Source organism: Photobacterium sagamiensis (assembly GCF_050337085.1).
In the GTDB taxonomy this organism is placed as follows: domain Bacteria; phylum Pseudomonadota; class Gammaproteobacteria; order Enterobacterales; family Vibrionaceae; genus Photobacterium; species Photobacterium sagamiensis.
The window spans coordinates 185,425-205,864 of sequence record NZ_JAKJSP010000014.1 but is presented as its reverse complement, the minus strand read 5'-3'; the positions used below and the strand labels follow the sequence as shown (position 1 = coordinate 205,864).

Sequence of the window (20,440 nt, the reverse complement as noted above, 5' to 3'; positions counted from 1 at the left end):
AAAGGCTGCCAGAGGCAGCCTTTTTGTTTGCTGTTAGTTTGCTTACTGTTATACCGAGTGGTATTAATTATGCGGCGCTCAGCCCCAAGCTTACCAGCCAGGTCGCAATACGGTCATCAGTCAGTTCTGGCTGACGGTCCTCATCCAGAGCCAGGCCGACAAATTTGTCATCGTTTACCGCGCGTGAATCATTAAAGTCATAGCCGTCAGTAGACCATTGACCGACGAGTTCACCACCAGCTTCTTCAACGAGTTCTGCAAGATCGCCCATTGCATCCTGGAAGCTGTCCGGGTAATCAACCTGATCGCCAAGGCCAAATAGCGCGACTTTTTTGCCACTGAGATCAGCATCTTCCAGCTCTGGTACAAAGTAATCCCAGTCAGGCTGCATTTCACCGTAGTTAGCGGTAGGGGTGCCTAAAATGATCAAGTCAAGATCATCGAAGATTTCGTTACTGCAGCCGGCAATGTCACTGGCGTCAACGCCTAACTGCGCCGCAATTTTATTAGCAACGGCTTCAGTATTTCCGGTGTCACTACCAAAAAAGATACCAATGTTTTTCATGTTTATCTCCAGTGCCATTACGCTTAACGATTTAAGTCGCAATGGCGGATGTTTAAAATTAATTTCAGTTTCGAGTTTCGAGTTTCGAGATCCTAGAGTCGAGAAGCTTGAACCTAGTACTCTTTCACATAAATTATGAATAGTTAAAATCCGTCATCCCGGAATTGAGGAACGAGATATCCGGGATCCAGCTCTAGCCGCGTGCGCCTTAGATTCCGTATAAGTTCGTTCCTCACTTTACGGAATGACGATGGTTGGTGACTGAACTGGTCAAAACTTCTGTGATTAAGTATTAGGAACTCGATACTCGCCCCTCATGACTATTTACTCGCTTTTACTTCTCTTCCAGCCACCTAACTGCTCTAGCAATTGCAGTTTGTGCTGGACTTGCTCACGCAAGCGCTCGAGGTTGGCCTGATACTGCTGCGGATCACGGCGCAATACCTGAGTAAAGCGGGCTTCACGGCTGATCAGGGCCTCCACATCTTTCTTTGGTGACTTAGAGTCCATCTGCAGTGCTGCCCGTCCTTTTTCGACGCGACGCGGGTCGAAGCGGAACAGCGGCCATAAGCCGGTTTCAACCAGAAGTTGCTGGTGCTCGATACCTTCAGCCATGTCGTAACCATGGGTAATACATGGTGAGTAAGCAATGATCAGAGATGGCCCCGGATAGGCTTCAGCTTCTTGCATTGCTTTGATGGTTTGGTTCATGTTGGCACCAAGGGCAATTTTGGCGACGTAAACATTGCCATGCATCATCATGTTCACGGCTAAATCTTTGCCATTGCTTGATTTGCCCTGGCTGGCAAATTTTGCAACTGCGCCGGTGGGTGTTGCTTTCGATTGCTGGCCGCCCGTATTGGAATAACCCTGGGTATCCATCACCAGTACGTTGACGTTCTCACTACCCGCTAAAACATGATCTAAACCGCCAAAGCCAATGTCGTAGGCCCAACCATCACCGCCGAGGATCCAGTTACTTTTTGCCACTAAATCATCGGCCCTGTCGATTAAACGACGGTTCGAATAATCAAGCTGGGCGCGTAGTGTTGCGATGTTCTTGCGCTGACGGATAACAGCTTGTTCGCTGCTATCAAATGCATCTTGCTTGAGCTGTTCTAACAGCTCTGATGGCAGTATGTCTGCGGCCATGTTAAGCAGGTTCAGGGCATTATCCCGCTTGTTGTTAAGGGCTAAACGCATTCCTAAGCCAAACTCGGCATTGTCTTCAAACAATGAGTTCGCCCATGCCGGTCCCCGGCCATGTTTATCCACGGCGTAGGGTGTTGTCGGCAGGTTACCGCCATAAATGGATGAACAACCGGTGGCATTGGCAATTAACAGGCGATCGCCAAACAGTTGGGTCAGCAATTTAACGTAAGAGGTTTCACCGCAGCCGGAGCATGCACCTGAGTATTCAAACAATGGCTGCAACAGCTGGCTGGTTCGGGCATCGATGCGTTTAATATCGATACGCTCTAATTCCGGTAAATCGAGGAAGAACTCGAAGTTATCGCTTTGCTGTTGCAATAATGGCTGCTTCGGCGCCATGTTGATCGCCTTACGGCTTGGATCGTCTTTATCGCTGGCCGGGCAAGCTGTGGTACAGAGGTTACAGCCGGTACAATCTTGTGGGGAAACCTGCAAGGTGTATTGCTGACCTTTAAAATCACGCTGTTTGTATTCGGTTGACTTGAAGCCTTCAGGTGCGTCTTCAAGCTGTACCGCGTTAACGGCTTTGGCGCGAATAGCCGCATGCGGGCAGACAAGGGTACAGATATTACATTGGGTACACAGATCTTCTTCCCATACCGGGACTTCCTGGGCAATGTTACGTTTTTCCCACTGGCTGGTGGCTGTTGGCCAGCAACCGTCCACAGGGAAAGCACTGACAGGCAGTAAGTCGCCTTTGTCGGCCATCATCATTGCACTAACGCGTTTAACCAGTTCAGGGGCTTTTTCGCTGACAACGGCAGGGCGGCTGAACAGGCTGGTGACCTGATTTGGAATGGTGACCTGTTGTAAGTGAGCCACCGTCGCATCCACCGCTTTATGGTTGGCTTCAACAATCGCCGGGCCACGTTTACTGTAGCTTTTTTCTATTGCATGCTTCAGCTGGCTGATGGCTTGTTCCAGCGGCATCAGATCACTGAGGGCAAAGAACGCGGTTTGCATGATGGTATTCAGGCGGTTCTTTAAGCCTAATTCTCGTGCCAGCTCAACAGCGTTGATGACATGCAAATTCAGCTGCTTGTCGATGATCACCTGCTGGACTTCACGAGGAAGGCGCTCCCACACTTGATCTGCAGGATATGGGCTGTTTAGCAGCACCGTACCTTGTTGTGTCGTGTGTTCAAGCATATCCAGTTTTTCAATGAACTGGAATTGATGGCAGGCGACAAACTCGGCTTGCTCTATCAGATAAGGGGCTTCAACAGGTGTTGCATCAAAACGCAGGTGAGAAACCGTTGTGCCACCCGATTTTTTCGAATCGTAGACGAAGTAACCCTGAGCATGTAATTCGGTATTTTCGCCAATGATCTTGATGGTGTTTTTGTTAGCGCTGACGGTGCCATCAGAGCCTAAACCGTAGAAAAGTGCCCGCAAACGTGAAGCCGGTTCGACTTCAACTGGGGTACCAATCGGTAGCGACAGATGGGTAATGTCATCGTTGATCCCAACCGTAAAGTTATGCGTCAGGGTATTTTCCGCCATTGTGTCAAAAATAGCTTTGGCATGTGTCGGATTGAATTCTTTGGATGATAATCCGTAGCGGCCGCCGACAATGCTTGGTTGGTGCGAATATTGGCCGGAAGTCACGGCCTGGTTCATTGTCGCAACAATATCCAGGTACAGCGGTTCACCCATTGCGCCCGGCTCTTTAGTGCGATCCAATACCGCGATTTGTTTGACTGACGACGGTAGCACCTGAACGAAGTGCTTGAGGGAAAACGGACGATAAAGGTGAACGCTCACTACACCCACTTTACGGCCCAGTGTCAGCAGGTGATCGACGGTTTGTTCCATGGTCGATGTTGCTGAGCCCATAACAACCACAACGTCAGTGGCTTCGGGGTGACCATAATAGTCAAAGAGTTTGTATTCACGGCCGGTCAGTTCAGCAAACTGCGCCATTTTTTCGGCCACAATATCAGGGCAGGCCTGGTAATAGTGGTTTGCGGCTTCTCGGGCCTGGAAGAACGTATCCGGGTTTTGGGCTGTACCGCGAATGCTTGGCGCATCAGGTGTTAAGCCCCGCTTATGGAAAGCATCGACCGCGTCCTGATCAATCATACTGTCGATGGCATCATCGTCAATCATCGCAATTTTGTTGATTTCGTGAGAGGTGCGGAAACCATCGAAAAAGTGCACAAATGGAATGCGGCTGTTTAATGTGGCAGCCTGGCTGATCAGGGCAAAGTCATGCGCCTGCTGAACAGAATTGGCCGCCAGCATCGCGAATCCCGTCTGGCGTACCGCCATCACATCGGAGTGGTCACCAAAAATAGACAGGGCATGGGTGGCAAGCGTTCGAGCCGCAACATGCATCACAAACGGAGTCAGTTCCCCGGCAATTTTGTACATGTTAGGGATTTTAAGTAACAGGCCTTGTGATGACGTAAAGGTGGTCGCAAGGGAGCCAGCCATCAGTGCGCCATGAACAGCACCCGCTGCACCGCCTTCTGACTGCATTTCCATCACCTGGGGTACTTGTCCCCACAGGTTGGTTTCTCCCTGGCTTTCCCAGCTTTCACAGGCTTCAGACATAGGTGACGACGGGGTAATTGGATAAATTCCGATCACTTCATTGCAGCGATAAGCAATTGAAGCGGCGGCTTCATTACCATCCATTGTCTTGTAGGTACAAGGTTTTTTAGGCATAACAAACTCCAGCGAACAGGCACCGTCTATTCTAAATTGGTCGAATAAATTTGTATTATGTATTTAATCAATTAATACAATGCGTAATAATTATTTTTATATTGATTAAATGTGCAGTATCTGTTGTGTGAATGGAGTCAGCCTCTGAATGTAGGGTAAGGCTGACTCAGGTAAGGTATCCCCTCATACTTGAAATTGCAGGCTGTATTTCCAATTAAGAGGGGCATAGGAGTGGGTGATCAGGGCCGGATTAGACCTCGACTAGCTCAATCTCAGGTTGTGGGTTCAGCAAAATAAAAGCATAAAGAAAGCTAAACATTAATTCAGTTCAAAAAACAGAAAATTATCCTAGCATCTCACCGTAAAGCTATTTACATGATTTATGTGGTGATGTAAAAAGTACATCATTATAAGTGTAAAGGTCCATATATGCAGAATTCTCTTGAGCAAGCCATGTTGCAAATTGCGCTCGACCTCAATTTAAACCTTCCTTCTGGGCATCATTACCAACGTTTAATGCAATCATTGCAATCGGTATTACCATGCGATGCCAGTGCGTTATTTATTCTTGATGAGTCAGGTTTGCTTTCTGCCGCCGCGGTAAACGGCCTGTCAGAAGAAGTGTTAGGGAAAAAGTTTGACCCGAAACAACACCCGCGTTTGGAGGCTATTATGGACAGTCGTCAACCGGTGCGTTTTCCGGCAAGCTCAACCTTGCCTGATCCCTTTGATGGTTTGCTTAAAGATGATCCTAACCGCGCTATCGACGTCCATGACTGCATGGGTTGTAGCTTGTATGTCGAAGATCACTTAGTCGGTCTTATTACGATTGATGCCATGCAGATTGGCGCATTTAAACGCGTTGATGATATTACCGTCGCGACCTTTGCGGCACTCGCTGCCGCGACGATACGAAATGTGAATCAGGTGGAGGCGCTGCGTAAAAGTCACCGCCAGCAGCAGAGCATGAACCAGGTACTGATCCAGGAGGCGCGAGAGAAAAGTGGTGAGTTAATCGGCATTAGCCCAGAAATGCAAGGCTTGCGTAATAATATCAATATGGTCGCGCATTCTGACTATGCGGTGTTAATTAGTGGTGAAACAGGGACGGGTAAAGACCTGGTCGCACATGCATTACATGCGAACTCTTCCCGGGCCAAGCAGCCGATGATCTACGTTAACTGCGCAGCGCTGCCTGAAAGCCTGGCGGAAAGTGAGCTTTTTGGTCACGTGAAAGGTGCCTTTACCGGCGCCAGCAGCAACCGTGCTGGTAAATTTGAGCTTGCCGATGGCGGTACTCTTTTCTTGGATGAGATTGGTGAACTGCCATTACTGATGCAGGCGAAACTACTGCGGGTGATCCAGCAAGGTGAAGTTCAGCGGGTTGGGGCAGACAAAAACATATTTATTAATGTGCGCATCATCGCGGCGACCAACCGCGACTTACCGCAAGAAGTCGAGGCGGGGCAGTTTCGTCGTGACCTTTACCATCGCTTGAATGTATTCCCAATTAAGGTGCCAGCCCTGCGCCAGCGGCAAGAAGATATTGCGGTACTATCCGGCTATATTTTAGATCGCGTGCGACTGCAGTTTCATGTCGCCAAACTCCAACTGCACCCACAGGCATTAACGGCATTAAAGCATTATCATTGGCCGGGTAATGTACGTGAATTAGAGCATACGCTGATGCGGGCGGGTTTACGTGCTATTCAAGATCAGCAACATCTGATCGGTAAACAGCATCTGTCAGATGAGGTAAGCCATAAAACAGACGCAGTAGAGCTTGTGGATACTTCAGCATTACCCAACACGTCTTTTGAGCTGCGTGGCGAGGTAGAGCGTTATCAAACCAAGTTGATCTCCCATGCATTGCAACAGTCCAACTTTGTTTGGGCGCAAGCGGCGGAGTTTTTACAGATGGATCGCGGCAACCTCTACAAAATGGGTAAGAAGTTGGGGATCGAACCCAACAAGTTACGCGGTGAATTAATCTGATTTTTATGATACAGCCCAGCATTTTGAACGTTTTGATCTGCTTGGCTATTAGTTCGGGGTGATGTGGGAATCACATCAAGAGTTGATGTGATTATCACATCAACTCTAGCGTGGCTTGATATTAAACTGTTAAATATCAACCTGATACATATTGGCATATTTACTGCATATAGTTGGTGAGATCTTCGTTAATACGAAATCAAAAACATAATTATAATGGAGTTTTAAATGTTCTGTATTCAATGTGAGCAAACTGTTCAAACACCTGTGTCTAAAGGTTGTTCTTATACTCAAGGTATGTGTGGTAAAACGGCGGACGTTTCAGACCTACAAGATGTATTAGTATTTAACCTACAAGGGGTGTCTTTTTGGGCTGACCTCGCACGTAAATATAACATTATTGATGCCGACATTGACGCTTGGGCACCACGCGCATTCTTCTCTACGTTAACCAACGTTAACTTTGTGCCAGAGCGTATTACTGAATACACTGAAATTGCAGAACGTTACAAGATTCAACTACGTACTCAGGTAATGGCTGCAGCAGCGGCAGCGGGTGACGAATTACCAGAACTCTCTCCGGCAGCGCAATTTGTATTGCCAGCGACTGCAGAAGAAGTGATGTCATTCGCACCGGATGCTGCGGTTAACCGTGGTCATGACGAACTGCATGAAGACATCATTGGCCTGCGCCTATTATGTCTATATGGCCTAAAAGGTGCTGCGGCTTACATGGAGCACGCGAACGTACTTGGTCAAAATGACGAGTCTGTGAGCGGTGAATACCACAAAATCATGGCATGGTTAGGCACTGAACCCACTGATGCCAATGCGTTATTAGAAACCTCAATGCAAATTGGCCTGTTAAACTACCGTATTATGGAAATGCTGGATAAAGGCGAGACAGATACCTTCGGTCATCCGCAACCAACACAGGTAAACGTAAAACCAGTAGCAGGTAAATGTATTCTGGTTTCTGGTCATGACCTACATGATTTAGAAAAGATCCTGCAACAAACTGAAGGCAAGGGTATCAATGTTTACACCAATGGTGAAATGCTACCTGCCCACGGCTACCCTGAATTAAGCAAATACCCGCATTTAGTCGGCAACTTCGGTAGCGCTTGGCAAAACCAGCAAAAAGAATTTGCTAACTTCCCGGGTGCGATCGTGATGACATCTAACTGTCTGATCAATCCAAACGTGGGTCAGTATGCAGATCGCCTGTTCACGCGTAGCATTGTTGGCTGGCCGGGTGTTGTGCATGTTGAAGGTGATGATTTCTCACAAGTGATCGAATGTGCATTGGCGCAACCTGGTATTGCACACACTGAAATAGAACACATGATCACCGTTGGTTTCGGTCGCAATGCATTAATGGCTGCGGCACCCGCTGTTATCAATGAAGTGAAATCAGGTAACATCAAACACTTCTTCCTAATCGGCGGTTGTGACGGTGATAAAGAAGAGCGTAGTTACTTTACTGACCTTGCTGTGAACACGCCAAAAGACTCGGTTGTGTTGACCCTGGCTTGTGGTAAATACCGTTTCAACAAAAAAGAATTTGGCGACATCAACGGTATTCCACGTCTGCTGGATGTGGGTCAATGTAACGATACTTACTCTGCTATCCAGTTGGTATTGGCACTGGCTGAAGAGTTTGATTGTGGTGTTAATGAGTTGCCATTATCCATCGTTTTATCTTGGTTTGAGCAAAAGGCCATTGTTGTACTATTGACGTTATTTGCTTTAGGCATCAAAGGTATTTATACCGGTCCTACAGCACCAGCGTTCTTAACTGATAACTTAATCAAAGCATTACAAGATAACTTTGATATGCGCAGTGTTGGTAATGTTGATACTGATTTGGCGACCATGCTAGCGAATAAATAAGCAATACTATTGTGGTCAAATTCCCGCATAGGCAAGTGTTACGCTTCTTTAATGGGATCCGAAATAGTTAGCGAATAACGAGAAGCGGCCTAAATCTGTTTGCAGCCTAGGCCGCTGTATCTGTTATTTGTAATCAAATTTATCTGTAAATTATTTTTATCTATAGGTGCAACTATGCCTTCTTCGTCAAAACCGTCTTCAACATTGTTACCACCTACACTTAAGCCCCTTAAGCTCAATAGTTCAGGCCTTGGTCAATCAACAAATAACGCAAAAAAAACTGCACCTGTAAGCAGCAAATTGCAAGCGCCGAAGTTAAGCTTTTCTCTCGGTGCTGACTCAAATAACAGCGTAAAGGCTAATCCAATCTCAAAGCCAAGCTCAAAGCTAAATACAAAACTGCAAACACCTAAATTAAGTTTCTCACTCGGTGAGCCGACAGCCAAGGTTGCGGCAAAGCCGACAGCCTGGTCACCGGAAAAAACACCGTTAGTATTGGTACAGCGTGAATATGAAACCCATGATTCAATGAGTTTTACGTTTACGTTTGCGATTGCAGACAATCAGCTCTTTGACTTTAAACCCGGCCAGTTTGTTACCTTGGCCGTTAACATCGATGATAAAACCCATTACCGCGCTTACTCTATTAGTTCTATCCCACAGCAAAAGCAACTGCGTTTAACCATTAAACGCGTGCCTGATGGCTTGGTATCTAATTGGCTGGTGGATAACCTGAACGTCGGTGATACCTTGTCAGCACTGAACATAGCGGGTCAGTTCAACAGCACAGACTGCACGCACAAATCCAAGCTGCTGTTTATCAGCGCGGGTTGCGGTATTACGCCCGTGATGTCGATGGCAAAAACAATGCTAGCGGCAGACAATAGCGATGTTGACATTGAGTTTTTACATTGCGCTAGAGATAAAAACAACGTTATTTTCCACGATGAAATGACTGAGATGGCTGCGCAGCATACCCAGTTCAACGTGCAATTATTATTGGAAAATAGCGCAGGTTTTAGTGCGCAGAGTGAATTGGCACATCAAACCGGCATGGTCAATACTGAAATAGTACAGACGTTATATCCAGATCTTGACCAGCGCACCATCTTCCTTTGTGGCCCGGTCGGTTTTATGAAAGCGGTGCAGACAATCGCCGAACAAAGCGGTTTTGATATGGCGCACTTCTTCCAGGAGAGCTTTACTCCCGCGGCTGATAATGCGGAGCAGGATGCACTTTCTACTGTGAATACTACAGTGAATAATGCCGCTGAAACTGATCCGGCAACGAATGTGATGTTGCATGTGCCTGATTTTTCGCTGGCGGCTGAAGTGAAGCAGGGGACGTCATTATTAGACGCGCTGGAAAAACATAACGTGCCCGTGATTGGAGCCTGCCGAGCGGGTGTTTGTGGCTCGTGCAAATGTAAGGTGACGTCCGGCACGGTAACATCAACGAGCACGGAAACGCTTACTGCGGCTGAAATTGATCAAGGATTCGTACTGGCTTGCTCAAGCACTGTGCAGGGCGATGTTGCGGTGGCGCTGAGTTAAGTTAAGTAATCGCTTCATCTGTTCCACTTGTGAGAAGACAAAAAACTTCGATCATTTCCTAATAGGAAAAGGGCTACAAAGCGCCTTTTCTTGTTAGCTTTAATGCATGGTGATTTCACCACCAAATTCAGCCTTTCCCTATTCTCGCTTTTGCCCCATTTCAAGTTAGCGCTGTTACTCACTCAAATATGTCCAAAACAATCTGCCATACATTTATACCCAAGTTACCTCAAGATGCAGGATTCAGAGTGATACCAGCCAGTTCAATTCAAGAAAAATGTGCGAAGGAATGACGGGTCCTTTCGAGTGCATTTGACACAGAAGTGGGCTGGCTGGATCACTCCCGAAGGGCGAGTTTTCCAGGCACTAATGTTGCGTTGCTGATTTTTGATGTAGAGCGCTATATCTGCAAATCAGCGCCTTACCTTAGTGCCTGGAAATTCTCGCTGAAACGAGTATCTTGAGGTTACTTGGGTATATAACTAAAGAGGTAGGCAATTTAGGCCAGACATTCAACTCGGGATAGATTCAATAGGTTAGCACTGGTTGGATTTGATGTAATCATTGAGCGACGTATCATCCAGTCTTACTTGTTTTATGCGCATGTTGTGACTAATTATGCGTACCGTGCATGCTTTTTGGGTTTGTGTTGTTAGAAGATAACGAGTAAAGAATCAACGGCAATTTCCTTGGAATAGTCGCTACCTTGAAACAAGTTCACCTTGAGAAAGATAAAAGGGAATGGAATACCGTTCATGAGTTACCAAAAGATGAGTCAACAGTTGCGCCGCAAAGCTGAAAATGAATCACAAGAACATCTTCGTCAGATCAGAGCAAAGTTTTTAAAGCAGCAGGATGAAAAGTGCCGTTTACCGGCAAAGAGTGACTCGTGGCGGTAGCTGCTGTTTATAAGGGCCATGATACGTTCATGGATTAACCTGAGAGCCCATATTTACTTGCATATAAAAAGAGCGCCTAAAGGCGCTCTTGCTGTTTTAAGTGCTTATATTACTTACGCAGTTTGTTGTGTGACTGCCAGGTTTTCTTCTTCATCCAAATCAGCTGTTGCTGTCGGCGGGCAGCGGTCAACGAACCAGCCCATGTAAGAAGTAACAATCGTGACGATGATACAAACGAAGCTTAGCCACATGAATGGAGCATAAGAGAACGTTGCAACACCAAGAATACTCGCCATGTAGATACCGTTATCACTCCAAGGCACCATACCCGATGTCAACGTACCACCGAACTCAGCGTTACGAGACAGGTTCTTACGCTGGTAACCTAAGCGATCGTAGTTCTTCGCACAGATTTTTGGTGTCAGGATCAGTGATACGTACATCGCTGAACCGAAGACATTACCCAGGAAAGCGGTTGCAATGGTTGATACTGACAGGCTGCCTGCAGAGTTGACGCGTTTCTCAAAGAGTCTAGCGACAGTTTGCAGTACACCCACTTTATCAAGCAGGCCACCAAAACCCAGACCGAAGATGATTACAGCCACAGAGCCCAGCATGGATGACATACCGCCACGGTTCAGAATCGCATCAATGAAGTCAACGCCAGAGCTGATAGAGAATGGTGCCCAGGCAGTGTTGAACGCTACGAGTGGATCCATATCCTGAACCATAACAGCCCAGACAATACCCAGCAGTGAGCCCAGAGAGATCACCGGGAAAGAAGGCAGACGCATGGCTAGCAGAGCAAGTACGATGATAACCGGAACAAATGAGAACGGTGAGATAACAAACTGCTCTTCCATTGCCAGAATCACAGATTCAACCTGGCCCATATCAACGTTACCTGCGTAGTGCAGGCCAGCACCGGTAAACAGAATACCCGTGATGATGTAGCTGATTAGCGCAATTGGCAGCATGCCTTTAATGTGTTCCATTACTTCTACGTTAGACATAGAAGAAGCCAGGATCACTGAATCGGATAGCGGAGACATCTTGTCGCCGAAGTAACAGCCGGAAAGCACGGCACCAGCTGTCATAGGTGCCGGAACGCCAAGACCCTGACCAATACCCATCATAGCAATACCAGCAGTACCAGCGGCACCCCAAGATGTACCTGTCGCCAGTGCTGTCAGTGAACAGATAATCATAGTGGCAAGCAGGAAGATAGACGGGTGAATGGCTTTCAGGCCGTAATAGATGATTGTCGGAACAATACCACCGGCGATCCAGGTACCCACCAAGGCACCAACAGCAAGAAGGATCAATATGGCACCTAAGCCGTTAGAAATACCATTGGTTGCTGCTTTTTCTAAAGATTTATAATCGTGACCGAGTTTTATACCCAGAGCAATGATGATGAACCAGCCGATATACAGCGCCAGCTGGATGGGTAAATCAAGTTTAGCGGTGAAAGAGAATGCCAGTGCAAGGAAAGTACCAAGGGCAAGTATAACTTGCGTCAGCGATGGTAATCTCACAGTCTGTTTGTTCATACTTTGAACCTTGTTTAATCGAACCTGTAAAGGGAATGTCCCTGAAATTAGCGTTAACAGGAAGCTAATAATGAGTCGTTGTTATGACCTTTGAGTCACTCTTTAAGGGTACTCATGTTATTTCGGCGCTACTCTATCTAAATGACTAATTCACTGCGATAGATATTGTGCTTTTCTGTGACCTGAATCTTTCAGTGGCTATAAACATGAATAATTGCATGTTTACATGTTTAATTGCTGTTAAGTTCAGGTTTTTAAATTGTGTGCTTGCTGTTTTTTAACCGTTTTAATATTTGCGTATTTATGTTTAACAATGGTGTTTATGCGGATATAAAAATCTGCCTGATGGTTATCTCTTGGGTTATCAACCTTATTATCTGTTGAATATTAGGTTATCAGGATGAAGGGCTATTTTCAAAAAATCATGGTTATTAAGTATTTGGCGGACTGAGCGATAAAAAGAGATTTAGACTCGTAAAATACGCAATCATCCCCATAAGAGGTGGCTTATTAATCGTTAGCTGGTGTATTTCTAGCCCGGCATGACCACCTGAGATAAACGCTATAAATAGGTAGATAAATACAATCCTTCCTGGACAGGAAAACCATCACAATTGGGACAGTGAAGGTTTTTTATGCGTTTTCTTCAGATTATGCTTGTTTTTCGGTGTTTAAAACTCTATAGATGGGAGTAGAAATACCAATCTCATTAAGTAGCACAGCATGACAATTAACGAGATTTGTTTGTAATTAAGAACAGGGAGTGTAGTAAGCAATGATGAAAGTTGGTTTAGTCGGTTGGCGTGGCATGGTTGGTTCCGTGTTAATGCAGCGTATGGTTGAAGAGGGTGACTTCAACTTTATAGAGCCTGTTTTTTACTCGACATCACAAGTAGGCATTCCTGCTCCTAATTTGGGTAAAGATGCCGGCTTACTGCAAGACGCTTTTGACATTGAAAGCTTAAAACAACTGGATGCCGTCATTACCTGTCAGGGTGGCAGCTATACAGAGAAAGTTTATCCGGCATTGCGTGCAGCTGGCTGGAAAGGTTACTGGATTGATGCGGCTTCGACACTGCGTATGAATGATCAGGCGATCATTACGTTAGATCCAGTTAACTTCGAACAAATTCAACAAGGAATTCATTCTGGTACCAGCACTTTCGTTGGCGGCAACTGTACAGTCAGTCTGATGCTGATGGCAGTGGGTGGCTTGTATAAGGCAGGTCTGGTTGAATGGATGACCTCACAAACGTACCAGGCGGCTTCTGGTGCTGGTGCGAAAAATATGCGCGAGTTAATCAACCAAATGGGAGTGATTAACGATACGGTATCTAGCGAGCTGGCTAATCCTGCAACATCCATTTTGGATATTGATCGTAAAGTCGCTGAAACACTTCGTTCTCCAAACTTCCCGGCACAGGAATTTGGTACTCCGCTCGCGGGTTCGTTGATTCCGTGGATTGATGTGAAGCGTGACAATGGCCAGAGTAAAGAAGAGTGGAAAGCATCGGTTGAAACCAACAAGATCCTGGGTCTGCAAGATAATCCGGTTCCAATTGACGGTACTTGCGTACGTATTGGTGCGATGCGTTGTCACAGTCAGGCATTAACGTTGAAACTGAAGAAAAACGTTCCTCTTGATGAAATTGAAGAGATGATCGCGTCACATAACGACTGGGTTAAAGTGATCCCGAATGACCGTGATGTTACGGTTCAGGAACTGAGTCCGGCGAAAGTAACAGGTACGCTATCTGTTCCAGTGGGCCGCTTACGCAAATTGGCAATGGGCGATGATTTCCTTAATGCCTTTACGGTTGGCGATCAGTTGCTATGGGGTGCGGCGGAGCCACTACGTCGTACACTGCGTATTATTTTGGCTGAAAAAGCCTGACGGATCAAAGCTGCATAATAATTGCCGTTTCGGGTAATATAAAAAGACCTCGCAATGCGAGGTCTTTTTTATAGCTGCTTATTAATACCAACCTGGACAATTGTCTAGATTGGTATCAGCTATCGAATCAGAGCAATTAAGCTGCCAGGTTCTTCGCTACGAAATCCCAGTTTACCAGTGCCCAGAACGCGTTCATGTAGCTTGGGCGAAGGTTACGGTAATCAATGTAGTAAGCGTGTTCCCACAGATCAACAGTTAGAAGCGGTGTTACGCCTTCTTCTGTTAGTGGAGTACCTGCGTTAGACGTGTTAACAATATCTAGAGAGCCGTCTGCTTTCTTAACAAGCCAAGTCCAAGAAGAGCCGAAGTTGTTGATTGCAGAATCTGTGAACTTTGCTTTGAACTCTTCGAAAGAACCGAAGGCTTTAACGATAGCATCAGCGACTTCGCCTGTTGGTTCACCGCCAGCGTTAGGGCTTAGGCAGTGCCAGTAGAACGTGTGATTCCAGATCTGAGCTGCATTATTAAATACACCACCAGTTGACGTTTTGATGATCTCTTCAAGAGATTTTGCTGCTAGATCAGTACCTTCAATCAGGCCGTTTAGCTTAACAACGTAAGTGTTGTGGTGTTTACCGTGGTGGTATTCCAGCGTTTCCTGAGAGATATGTGGCTCAAGAGCGTTGATTGCGTACGGTAGAGCGGGTAATTCGAATGCCATTGCTCAATTTCTCCATTTTAGTATTTGAGAGGGCAAGCCCTCGACATTGCTTCCGGTAGACTTCAGGTCTACTTTATAGTTTTGAATCTGACTTAGTTTATTTTAGCAAGTTTTTACTTTATTAAAAGCATTTATCGGTAAAAAAGCGATTAAGAATATCCATATAAATAATAGGCATTTTTTTCCGGTTCGTGACAAAGTAGAATGATGTATGTAAAACTCATATATAAGCAAATTGTCGTAACGAGGAAGCTATGGAAACCATTGATAAGATTAAGCAACAGATCGCTGAGAATCCTATTCTGTTGTACATGAAAGGCTCTCCAAAACTGCCAAGCTGTGGTTTTTCATCTCAGACGTCACAAGCACTAATGGCATGTGGTGAGAAATTTGCTTACGTAGATATTCTGCAAAACCCAGATATTCGTGCTGAACTACCTGTTTATGCGCAATGGCCGACTTTCCCACAACTGTGGATTGAAGGTGAGCTAATTGGCGGTTGTGACATCGTTCTGGAAATGTTCCAGAAAGGTGAACTTCAGCCATTGATCAAAGAAGCGGCAGCCCGTCGTGACGACGACGCAGCAGCAGCAGAGTGATCTGCTAGCATCAGAATCTGTGATGTGTTGTAAAAAGCCCCGAACATGTGTCGGGGCTTTTTGTATCAAGCTATAGACGTTCATGGTGATGTTCGGTAAGCATTTGCTGGGTCAGTGCTTGAATTGTTTTGATTGAATAGGCATCAGAGGTAAGCTTTTCTTCTCTTATTGCTTTTTCTATTTGCTCTAGCAGATCTGCCAGTTGGTCGCATTCCATCGTCCTGGCGACTCCTTTCATACGATGGGCTATGGACCTCATTTCTGTCAGGTTTCCCTGCTTGATAGATTGTTCTAACAGGGCCATGTCTTGCTGGTGGCTGTTGATAAAATCATGGATTAATTCATTGACCATGTTCTTATCTTCAAACAGCATTATCAGTCGGTCGGTATCTATTGTTTTAGCTGTATCCGACGATCTCTGGTGACAAGGCTGTGAGCCATTCTCAGTTGGCCGTTGGCAGGGGAACTCACCGGTCGTGAGTATTGCTTCTGAATTTTCTTCGTTGAGCTTTTCATCAATGGCACCGAATAAGTCAGCGAACTCATCGGTTTTGGTATCAACAGAGTCTGCTTCAATATTGGCTAAATTGTTTAGACGAAGCCTGGCATTTTTCATTGCCATAGTGCGGCTCCACCAGATGATGATGGCAATGAGTAACAGCGTTAACAAGATAATTATTGTAGCCATAGATAACCCCGATTTGTCATCGACATTGTTTATAGTCCTCTGAAAACTAGCGCTCAGCTGGTGGCTGATAATAACTGCGTTTCATTCCTTTTAAGCTTCCTGATAGCGAAAGTTTGCAACTGAGAAAGCGATGTGTCTTTCAGAGCTAACTCTGCAATGATTGACTCGCTAAGTTGGGTGAATTTTTCAAGCAACCCTAAATCCAGATAGGCTCGGCAAATCAGATAGCCCGTTTCAACATCAGTGATTTCACTGTCGATGATGGAAGAAAGGATTTCTTTAGCTTTATCAGGATAATCTAAACGCAGAAGGTGCAAAGTACGTATCGCTTTGATTGCTCCCTTTGAAGTGATGACTCCCTGTTTTTCATTACTTAATCGTATCCAGGCGGTTTCTGCCCGCCAGGATTTAAGTTCGTTTTGCGGTAAATCGTAAAGTTCTCCCCATACCGACAGCGCTCGCCGGCCTGAGTTATCCCACATTGAATGGGTTAGCAGACTTGCCAGTTGCAAAAGCAAAGGTTTTGCATGTGAAATATTATCATGTGACAGAAATAGCCAGGCCAGATTGAGTGAATGTTCAATATTGCTGGCGTTGAGTGCCAATGCACTGCGCATCGCCTTTTCCGCTTCTGTCTCCATTTCTGCTGTAATACAGATATTGGCTTTGAGGTTGAGCAATCGGATGTTGTTCTTATTCGTCTCCATTAACTCATTTATCCGCTCCAAAGCGGGTTTGAATTGCTTCTTAGCTACCATGATTTCGATTAGCATGATTTGGGCTGGCAGATAATTGTGATGTTTTAGCAGGCCTGAGAGCATAGGAAAGGCATCATCGTACAGTTCTTTTTTGATCAGTTTCGTCGCAATAAAAATAATGCCTTCTTTTAATGCGGAGGTATTGGGTGCAGTAGCAAATAACGGTTTAACATCGGCTAGCCCGTTTCGATTGAATGCCTGTGTCAGCGATTGACAAAATCGGCGCCTGACTAAACCAGCAGAGACACGTGTAATGATATCATCTGCACAAATTGGTTTGATCAGGTAACCATCGGGTTCAAATTGCGAATAGCCGTAAAAAATATCCTGGCTGTCGTTGCCAGTAACAATAAAAACTAAGGCTTGTTCTTTGATTAGCGTTTTGTGGCGAAGATATTCCAGCAATTGGAGTCCTGTACTGCCTCTTCCAAGATCGTGATCGATAAGCAATATATTAAATTGGCGATCTCTGCAGGCAGCTAACGCTTCTCTCGCATTCGCGGTACTGACAATGTTGTTGGTTGGTACGCCAAGCTTTATCAGTATGGCGCGGGTGGCGCTCTGGATAATATTGCTGTCATCAATGATCAGGTAGGTCGATTGAGCGAGTATGTCCATATAACGGCTCCATCAAAGGGGTATGTTAGGGCCTGTATATCTTTCAACATCATTGCTGCAATGTTGAAAGATAAACAGGCCCTAGTAATTCTTCCCCTGCCATTAACGTATTCATGTTCAGATGCGAGAGTAAGTTGCTGATTGTAAGCGGCAAAATAAGCTCAATAGTAGATATTAAAGATAGTGCATTAATCCGTCATGTGCACGTAGTTGATTATATTTTGCTTGGTAAGTCACAGTCGAAAAAAAAGACCGCCGAAGCGGTCTTTGGTATAAGGGTCTATTTATCTTTCAACATTGCAGCTGTAAAGACTAAAAAGTCTTCAGACAAGGCACGAAGAGAGAAGTTTAGTATTCTAAATGAGCTCTGAGTAACGCAGTATGAAGATTTTTTAGCCTTTACCCGAAGGGCTGGGGCTATTTTTCCATCTAACTGCGTTGTCAGGTATTTAAGTAGGGCAACTACATGGCATATCTTCCGCCTTGTTAGCTGAAAAAATAGTCTCCAGCAGCAATTATGTTGAAAGATAAACAGACCCTAGTTTATGAAGTCTTACAGCACCATGGATGCTAACCAGCCAAATGCGATAAGCGGCAGGTTGTAGTGAAGGAAGGTCGGGACAACGGTTTCCCACACATGCTCGTGTTGACCATCGGCATTCAGACCCGCCGTAGGGCCTAAGGTTGAGTCAGAGGCTGGTGAGCCCGCATCACCCAACGCCGCAGCAGTACCAACCAGTGCCACGGTTGCCATCGGTGAGAAACCAAAGGTCAGACACAGCGGTACATAGATGGTTGCCAGAATTGGGATCGTCGAGARAGAAGAGCCAATCCCCATAGTGACAAGCAGGCCGACAATCAGCATCAGCAGGGCCGCAAGCGGTTTGTTGTCACCAATCACAGCAGACAGTGAGCTGACCAGGGTTTCAACGCCACCAGTGGCTTTCATTACCGACGCAAAACCAGCGGCAGCAATCATGATAAACCCAATCATAGCCATCATGTGAACACCACGGGTAAACACATCGTGTGTTTCTTTCCACTTAATCACACCACCAAACGTGAAAACCATGAAGCCGACCAGGCCGCCGATGATCATCGAACCGCTGTATAACTGGGCACCCAGTGCTGCAACAATAGCACCGACGGCAATGTATACGTGGCGCATGTTGATTACAGCGTGCTCCGGCTCGCTTGCCAGGATCTTTTCTTCTGAATATTCACGTGGTTTTCGGTAACTTACAAACGTCGCAAGTAGCAGGCCGAAAATCATACCCGCTGCAGGTAAAATCATGGCTACCGGAACCTGGCTTGCAGTGACATCCAAGCCGTTGTCATGGAGGTTTTTCAGCAGAATATTATTAAGGAAAATGCCACCGAAACCGACCGGCAGTACCATATACGGCGTCACCAGGCCGAACGTGAGCACGCATGCGATCAGGCGGCGATCAAGTTTCAATTTTGCAAAAACATGGAGTAACGGCGGAATGACAATCGGAATAAACGCGATATGAACAGGAATAACGTTCTGAGAAGAGATAGCAAGTAAAACTAAAATGATGAGAACGCTATATTTAACGCCTGTTGCCGCGGCAGCATTTTCATGGCCGCTGATACGTTTAATGACTTTTTGTGCCAGAACGTCCGTAATGCCAGAGCGAGAGATCGCCACAGCAAACGTACCAAGCATGGCGTAACTCAGAGCCGTCGTTGCACCGCCCCCTAAGCCGCTTTCAAAGGCGGAAACGGTTTCTGCAAGTGGCATTCCGCCGAGCAGGCCACCGATAATGGCACTGAAGGTAAGCGCAACCACTACATTGACTCGCATCAGAGCGAGTACAAGCATGACGCATACCGAAATAACTACTGGGTTCATAAAACTAAGGTCCATCCGTTGTGTTGTGTCATATGTGTAAATTTTTATTAAGCTGACTAATTATGTGAGTGACGTAACTATTCTGCCCGTTTTTATTGTCTTTTTTGAATGTTTTGCTCAAAAGCATTCAGTTTGCTGAAATTTTCTGACATGTCGAGAAAAAATTGATGCCTGTGCGGAATTTTATTGGCATTGCGCTTGATGTCTTAGTCGTCTCACCACGGCTTGTCTATAATCAATATTGCTTTATTAGTAGACAGAACAATCTGTTACTGTCGTTTTAAACGCAAATAGTTAATGGAGTTAACCATGAGTGTATTAGTAGGCCGTCCAGCTCCCGATTTTACTGCTGCTGCGGTGCTTGGAAACGGTGAAATTGTAGATAGTTACAACTTGTTTGAAAACATTAAAGGCAAACCCGCGGTAATTTTTTTCTACCCGCTCGATTTCACCTTTGTCTGCCCGTCGGAATTGATTGCGTTTGATAAGCGCTATGCAGATTTTCAGGCGAAAGGGGTCGAGGTGATTGGTGTTTCTATCGACTCTCAGTTCTCTCATAATGCGTGGCGTAATACGGCCGTTGAAGACGGCGGTATTGGTGCTGTGCAATATCCATTGATTGCTGATACCAAGCATGAGATTTGTCAGGCTTATGATGTTGAGCACCCAGAAGCTGGTGTCGCTTTCCGTGGTTCTTTCCTTATTGATAAAGAAGGCGTGGTTCGCCATCAAGTTGTGAACGATCTGCCACTTGGGCGTAATATCGATGAGATGCTGCGTATGGTCGACGCGCTTCAGTTCCATGAAAAGAATGGTGAAGTGTGTCCGGCGCAGTGGGAAAAAGGTAAAGAGGGTATGGATGCATCACCGGAAGGGGTTGCAGCGTACCTGTCTGAGCATACTGATGATTTGTAATTAATTTTCAGTTAATTAGATAAAAGAAAG

Annotated in this window: 14 protein-coding genes; 7 read left to right on the top strand and 7 right to left on the bottom strand. The window is 45.8% G+C overall.

The window, feature by feature from the left end; translation table 11 throughout:
* Positions 1–67: 67 nt before the first annotated feature.
* A complete protein-coding gene (gene fldA / locus L4D76_RS05520) occupies positions 68–565 on the bottom strand; it encodes a flavodoxin FldA (protein WP_428439932.1) in 498 nt (165 codons plus the stop codon).
* 324 nt (positions 566–889) lie between these two features.
* Positions 890–4,447, bottom strand: a complete 3,558-nt coding sequence (gene nifJ / locus L4D76_RS05515) for a pyruvate:ferredoxin (flavodoxin) oxidoreductase (protein ID WP_428439931.1) — start codon at positions 4,445–4,447, stop codon at positions 890–892.
* A 429-nt stretch (positions 4,448–4,876) separates the two neighbouring features.
* Here nifJ and norR point away from each other — a divergent pair, with 429 nt between their 5' ends.
* The 4 genes from norR (at position 4,877) to L4D76_RS05495 (ending at position 10,788) form a co-directional block, all read left to right on the top strand.
* Positions 4,877–6,442, top strand: a complete 1,566-nt coding sequence (norR, locus tag L4D76_RS05510) for a nitric oxide reductase transcriptional regulator NorR (RefSeq protein ID WP_428439930.1) — start codon at positions 4,877–4,879, stop codon at positions 6,440–6,442.
* A gap of 228 nt (positions 6,443–6,670) precedes the next feature.
* A complete protein-coding gene (gene hcp / locus L4D76_RS05505) occupies positions 6,671–8,335 on the top strand; it encodes a hydroxylamine reductase (RefSeq protein WP_428439929.1) in 1,665 nt (554 codons plus the stop codon).
* A gap of 174 nt (positions 8,336–8,509) precedes the next feature.
* Positions 8,510–9,889 (top strand): FAD-binding oxidoreductase, encoded by a 1,380-nt coding sequence (locus L4D76_RS05500; protein WP_428439928.1) that lies wholly within the window; start codon positions 8,510–8,512, stop codon positions 9,887–9,889.
* A 755-nt stretch (positions 9,890–10,644) separates the two neighbouring features.
* Entirely contained in the window at positions 10,645–10,788 is a 144-nt protein-coding gene (locus tag L4D76_RS05495) for a hypothetical protein (RefSeq protein WP_428439927.1), read from the top strand.
* 113 nt (positions 10,789–10,901) lie between these two features.
* Here L4D76_RS05495 and nhaC read toward each other — a convergent pair whose 3' ends face one another.
* Positions 10,902–12,341: a Na+/H+ antiporter NhaC gene (nhaC, locus tag L4D76_RS05490; RefSeq protein WP_428439926.1), complete on the bottom strand. Its 1,440-nt coding sequence runs from the start codon at positions 12,339–12,341 to the stop codon at positions 10,902–10,904.
* Positions 12,342–13,119: 778 nt separating this feature from the next.
* On the opposite strand from nhaC, the gene asd reads away from it, so the two are divergent.
* Complete coding sequence (gene asd / locus L4D76_RS05485; protein ID WP_428439961.1) at positions 13,120–14,235, top strand: aspartate-semialdehyde dehydrogenase; 1,116 nt, start codon at positions 13,120–13,122, stop codon at positions 14,233–14,235.
* 136 nt (positions 14,236–14,371) lie between these two features.
* On the opposite strand, the gene sodB is transcribed toward asd, so the two are convergent.
* Positions 14,372–14,956, bottom strand: coding sequence for a superoxide dismutase [Fe] (gene sodB / locus L4D76_RS05480; protein ID WP_428439925.1), 585 nt, complete (start codon positions 14,954–14,956; stop codon positions 14,372–14,374).
* A 254-nt stretch (positions 14,957–15,210) separates the two neighbouring features.
* Here sodB and L4D76_RS05475 point away from each other — a divergent pair, with 254 nt between their 5' ends.
* The gene (locus L4D76_RS05475) at positions 15,211–15,555 is read left to right on the top strand and encodes a Grx4 family monothiol glutaredoxin (protein ID WP_428439924.1); all 345 of its coding nucleotides are present in this window, start codon (positions 15,211–15,213) and stop codon (positions 15,553–15,555) included.
* 70 nt (positions 15,556–15,625) lie between these two features.
* Here L4D76_RS05475 and L4D76_RS05470 read toward each other — a convergent pair whose 3' ends face one another.
* The 3 genes from L4D76_RS05470 to L4D76_RS05460 all read right to left on the bottom strand — a co-directional run bounded on the left by L4D76_RS05470 (position 15,626) and on the right by L4D76_RS05460 (position 19,495).
* The gene (locus L4D76_RS05470; RefSeq protein WP_428439923.1) at positions 15,626–16,243 is read right to left on the bottom strand and encodes an Hpt domain-containing protein; all 618 of its coding nucleotides are present in this window, start codon (positions 16,241–16,243) and stop codon (positions 15,626–15,628) included.
* Between the two features lie 53 nt (positions 16,244–16,296).
* On the bottom strand, positions 16,297–17,619 hold the full coding sequence (locus tag L4D76_RS05465; protein ID WP_428439922.1) for a response regulator: 1,323 nt from the start codon (positions 17,617–17,619) through the stop codon (positions 16,297–16,299).
* 553 nt (positions 17,620–18,172) lie between these two features.
* Positions 18,173–19,495, bottom strand: a complete 1,323-nt coding sequence (locus L4D76_RS05460; protein ID WP_428439921.1) for a Na+/H+ antiporter family protein — start codon at positions 19,493–19,495, stop codon at positions 18,173–18,175.
* 309 nt (positions 19,496–19,804) lie between these two features.
* Here L4D76_RS05460 and L4D76_RS05455 point away from each other — a divergent pair, with 309 nt between their 5' ends.
* Positions 19,805–20,410, top strand: coding sequence for a peroxiredoxin (locus L4D76_RS05455; RefSeq protein ID WP_428439920.1), 606 nt, complete (start codon positions 19,805–19,807; stop codon positions 20,408–20,410).
* The last annotated feature ends 30 nt before the right edge of the window (positions 20,411–20,440 follow it).

What these genes read in the sequence shown, in the direction of transcription:
- fldA (WP_428439932.1), bottom strand. Translation starts at nt 565, where the DNA reads ATGAAAAACATTGGTATCTTTTTTGGTAGTGACACCGGAAATACTGAA.
- nifJ (WP_428439931.1), bottom strand. Translation starts at nt 4,447, where the DNA reads ATGCCTAAAAAACCTTGTACCTACAAGACAATGGATGGTAATGAAGCC.
- norR (WP_428439930.1), top strand. Translation starts at nt 4,877, where the DNA reads ATGCAGAATTCTCTTGAGCAAGCCATGTTGCAAATTGCGCTCGACCTC.
- hcp (WP_428439929.1), top strand. Translation starts at nt 6,671, where the DNA reads ATGTTCTGTATTCAATGTGAGCAAACTGTTCAAACACCTGTGTCTAAA.
- L4D76_RS05500 (WP_428439928.1), top strand. Translation starts at nt 8,510, where the DNA reads ATGCCTTCTTCGTCAAAACCGTCTTCAACATTGTTACCACCTACACTT.
- L4D76_RS05495 (WP_428439927.1), top strand. Translation starts at nt 10,645, where the DNA reads ATGAGTTACCAAAAGATGAGTCAACAGTTGCGCCGCAAAGCTGAAAAT.
- nhaC (WP_428439926.1), bottom strand. Translation starts at nt 12,341, where the DNA reads ATGAACAAACAGACTGTGAGATTACCATCGCTGACGCAAGTTATACTT.
- asd (WP_428439961.1), top strand. Translation starts at nt 13,120, where the DNA reads ATGAAAGTTGGTTTAGTCGGTTGGCGTGGCATGGTTGGTTCCGTGTTA.
- sodB (WP_428439925.1), bottom strand. Translation starts at nt 14,956, where the DNA reads ATGGCATTCGAATTACCCGCTCTACCGTACGCAATCAACGCTCTTGAG.
- L4D76_RS05475 (WP_428439924.1), top strand. Translation starts at nt 15,211, where the DNA reads ATGGAAACCATTGATAAGATTAAGCAACAGATCGCTGAGAATCCTATT.
- L4D76_RS05470 (WP_428439923.1), bottom strand. Translation starts at nt 16,243, where the DNA reads ATGGCTACAATAATTATCTTGTTAACGCTGTTACTCATTGCCATCATC.
- L4D76_RS05465 (WP_428439922.1), bottom strand. Translation starts at nt 17,619, where the DNA reads ATGGACATACTCGCTCAATCGACCTACCTGATCATTGATGACAGCAAT.
- L4D76_RS05455 (WP_428439920.1), top strand. Translation starts at nt 19,805, where the DNA reads ATGAGTGTATTAGTAGGCCGTCCAGCTCCCGATTTTACTGCTGCTGCG.